The organism is Mesorhizobium sp. M8A.F.Ca.ET.021.01.1.1 (genome assembly GCF_003998025.1).
Lineage (GTDB): Bacteria > Pseudomonadota > Alphaproteobacteria > Rhizobiales > Rhizobiaceae > Mesorhizobium.
In genome coordinates, this window is the sequence record NZ_RZSJ01000608.1 from 1 (window position 1) to 3,655 (window position 3,655).

Consider the following 3,655-nt stretch of genomic DNA (forward strand, 5'->3'; position numbering starts at 1 on the left):
TCAAGGGAGAGGTGAAGTGTGGTCCGCGCAGCGGACGAAAAGCCAATTGCCTGGCTTTTCGAACAATGCCCAAGGGCCGCATGAGGAAGCTGCGCAAAGCTTTCCAACCTGAGTTGAAAGCGTAGAAGAGCAGCCGGTTCTCAGAGCCTCAAGCCGCCTGCCGCTCGTCGCGCATCAGGATCTCGCCATGGCGGATCTCCGTGCCCAGCACCTTCAGGCATTCGCGAATGAAATTGGACAGGCCCGGCCAGCCCTTGGCAGATACGAGATTGCCGTCGACATGGGCTCCGTTCGGCGCGACGTCGATATAGATACCGCCGGCCAGCGTCACTTCCGGCTCGCAATAGTGAAGCGCCGCCACTTCCCTGCCCCGCACCACGCCGTCGACCGCGATCAGGATCTGCACGCCGTGGCAGATGGTGAAGATCGGCTTGCCGGTCTCATGGAAGTGCCGCACCAGCGCCTGCACGCGCTTGTCGATGCGGATGTATTCGGGACCGCGCCCGCCCGCCGCGTAGACGGCATCGTACTGGCCCGGATCCACCTCGGAAAACGTCTTGTTGAGGATGTAATCGTGGCCGAGCTTTTCGGTGTAGGTCTGGTGGCCCTCGAAATCGTGCAGCGATGTCTTCAGCACATCGCCCGCCTTCTTGTCCGGGCACACGACATGCACGGTGTGGCCGACGGCATGCATGGCCTGCTCAAAGACGAAAATCTCATATTCCTCGCTGAACTCGCCAACGAGCATCAATATTTTCTTACCAGCCATTCCCGGTTCCTCCCTTTGTGGCCATTTATTTCGGATGACGAAATAATCGACTTATCCTAAGGGCAGGACGGTGAAAGGGGAAGCGGAAATCGCCCTATTGGTAAGACCAGTTTTCGGAGACGGGCACGATCACCAGCAAATTCGAGTCGTTAAAAAGGCCAAAATGGAATCATTGGTTCGACCAGAATACGGTCAGGCAACCGCCTTGATCATGTCCGCGGCCTTCTCGGCGATCATGATGGTCGGCGCATTGGTGTTGCCGCCGATCAGCCTCGGCATCACCGAGGCGTCGACGACGCGCAAGGCTTGCATGCCGTGGACACGCAGTTCCGGATCAACCACCGCCATATCGTCGATGCCCATCTTGCAGGTGCCGGCCGGGTGATAAATCGTGTCGGCGCGGGCACGGATATGGGACATAAGCTCCGCGTCGCTCGACACGCCGGCAGTGTAGATTTCCTTGTGGCGGTATTTGGCCAGTGCCGGCGCCTCCAGGACACCGCGCATCATTCGAACACCCCTCAGCAGAAGCTCGCCGTCACGTTCGTCCGATAGAAAGCGCGGGTCGATGCGCGGTGCCGCCAGCGGATCCGCGCTCGACAGCCCGACCTCGCCCCGCGAATATGGCCGCAGCACGCAGACGTGGCAGGAAAAACCGTAACCCATATGCAGCTTGCGGCCGTGATCGTCGACGATGGCGATGCAGAAATGCAGTTGCAGGTCGGGCCGGTCGATCGCTGGGTCGGATTTGAGGAAGGCGCCGCCTTCCGCGTAGGGCGTAGCGATCATGCCGCCGCCATCCCTGCGCCAGCGCAGCATATGCCGCAGCAGGCCAGGCAGACCGCGCACACCGATGCCCATCATGTCGGCGTCCTTCGACGTCCAGCCCAGGATGAAATCGAGATGATCCTGCAGGTTCTTGCCCACTCCGGGCAGTTCGTGAGCAACCGGAATACCGTGCACGGCAAGTTCGGCGGCGGGGCCAATGCCCGATAGCAACAGCAGTTGCGGCGAACCGAAAGCGCCGCCGCAGACAATGACCTCGCGCCCGGCTTGTGCAATCGCTTCGCTGTTGCCCTTGCGATAGCGAACGCCGGTCGACCGCTTGCCGTCAAGCACGATGCCCGTGGCTTGTGCTCCGGTGATGACGGTAAGGTTGGGCCGGCTCATGACCGGATGCAGATATGCGGCAGCCGCCGAGCATCGTTCGCCATTGCGGCGCTCGTCCCAGAATTGCGTCACCTGATAGAGCCCCGCCCCTTCCTGCTCCGGTCCGTTGAAATCGTCGTTGCGGCGTATCTGGTTTTCGCCGCAGGCCTCGACAAAGGCCCTTGAGAGCGCACGCGGCTCCTGCTGTTCGCCGACCCGCAGCGGTCCTTCGCTGCCATGTAGTGCGTCTGCACCGCGCTGATTGCCTTCGGCGCGCCGGAAATAGGGCAGCACGTCGTCCCACGACCAGCCCTGGCAGCCGAGATCGGCCCATTCGTCATAGTCGCCACGGTGCCCGCGCGTGTAAAGCATGGCGTTGATGGCACTGGAGCCGCCGAGCGTCTTGCCGCGCGGCTGGTAACCCTTGCGGCCGCCAAGCCCAGGCTGCGGCACCGTCTCGAACGCCCAGTTGTTGATCTTCGGCCGGCCCGGCAGCAGCGCGATGACGCCGGCGGGGGCGCGGGTCAGCAGATCCTTGCCGGCTCCTCCCGCCTCGATCAGGCAAACTGTTTTCGAGGTATCTTCGGAGAGCCGCGCGGCAAGCGTGCAGCCGGCGGACCCGCCACCGGCGATGACATAGTCGTAGCGCATGAGACCCCTCCCAGATCGTCAGGCGGATATTTCTATCCGGACGATCAGAGAAGGCCCGATCGCGGGCGATGTAAAGACGCGTGGACCTACCGCCGCGTCAGTTGCCGCGAGCCCGCCGCCAGGAATATCTCGGACCCTTGGGCTCCGATATGGCGGCCGGCTGGTAGTAAAGCCCCAGGCCGCCGGTCCGGCCTTCCTCCAGCCGCTTCAACAGCACCGGATTCGAGATCTCGAACTCGTCGAAACCAAGCCGCAGCATATGCGGCAACGGGTCGACCAGGATCTGCCCGGTGGCACGCAGCGCGCCCGTGAAATGATAGCGGTTGCGCAGCAGTTCGCCCTTGGTGAAAGACCGGCCGTCGCCGAAAGCCGGGAAGGCCAGCGCCACCAGCGACAGCTGGTCGAGCAGGTCGGCGATCTTCTCGAGCTGATCGCCGGGCTGCAGCACGACGCCAAGCCGCTCCTTTGCCGAGCGGCGCGCCTCCGGGTCAAGATCGAGGAATGCCTGCAACGGCAGGATGAAGCGGCCATTGCCTGCCAGCGCGTCGGCGCTTTCGGCATGGGTCCACTCGTCCTCGCGAAACCCTTCAGGGGTCCAGAGCCGGGTCTCCGGTGTCGTCGGTTCAGTCATCAAAATTCCTAAAAATTCAAAGAGCTCAAGGGTGTGCTGAAATTCAGGTCAGGCCGCTTCGAAAACGGCTGCTTCCGAGAACCGGAGCGGAGCGTACTTGAAGTACGTGAGCCCCGGAAGCGCAGGAAGCTGCCGTTTGCAGGCCGGCCTCACCTGAATTGCAACATACCCTATAGTGATGCGTCGGTCAGCGACACTTCCAGTCCCGACAGGTGAATGCCGCACTCGGTCTTGGCGTGACCGGCCCAGCGGCCGCTGCGCGCGTCCTCGCCCGGCTGCACCGGCTGCGTGCACGGAAAGCAGCCGATCGACAGATAGCCATAGGCGACCAGTGGATTTTCGCGCAGCGCATGCGAACGCATGTAGTCGGCCTGATCCGACGTCGTCCAGTGCGCCAGCGGATTGATGCGGATGCGCGGGCCGACCGCCTCGAACACCGGAAGTGCGGCCCGTGT

4 protein-coding genes are annotated in these 3,655 nt (G+C 62.8%); all 4 read right to left on the minus strand.

Features of this window, described 5'->3' with window-relative positions:
- Positions 1-148 precede the first annotated feature (148 nt).
- Positions 149-769, minus strand: a complete 621-nt coding sequence (locus EOA36_RS30685) for a DJ-1/PfpI family protein (protein ID WP_127280673.1) — start codon at positions 767-769, stop codon at positions 149-151.
- Positions 770-961: 192 nt separating this feature from the next.
- Positions 962-2,569: a GMC family oxidoreductase N-terminal domain-containing protein gene (locus EOA36_RS30690; protein ID WP_127280674.1), complete on the minus strand. Its 1,608-nt coding sequence runs from the start codon at positions 2,567-2,569 to the stop codon at positions 962-964.
- A 97-nt stretch (positions 2,570-2,666) separates the two neighbouring features.
- Positions 2,667-3,200 (minus strand): DUF934 domain-containing protein, encoded by a 534-nt coding sequence (locus EOA36_RS30695; RefSeq protein ID WP_127280675.1) that lies wholly within the window; start codon positions 3,198-3,200, stop codon positions 2,667-2,669.
- Positions 3,201-3,370: 170 nt separating this feature from the next.
- Positions 3,371-3,655, minus strand: a 285-nt coding sequence (locus EOA36_RS30700; RefSeq protein WP_148669439.1) for a phosphoadenosine phosphosulfate reductase family protein, incomplete at its 5' end; no start/stop codon positions are given.

Bases quoted from the DNA above. Each gene is read 5' to 3' on its own strand.
- EOA36_RS30695 (WP_127280675.1), bottom strand. From the start codon at position 3,200: ATGACTGAACCGACGACACCGGAGACCCGGCTCTGGACCCCTGAAGGG.
- EOA36_RS30690 (WP_127280674.1), bottom strand. From the start codon at position 2,569: ATGCGCTACGACTATGTCATCGCCGGTGGCGGGTCCGCCGGCTGCACG.
- EOA36_RS30685 (WP_127280673.1), bottom strand. From the start codon at position 769: ATGGCTGGTAAGAAAATATTGATGCTCGTTGGCGAGTTCAGCGAGGAA.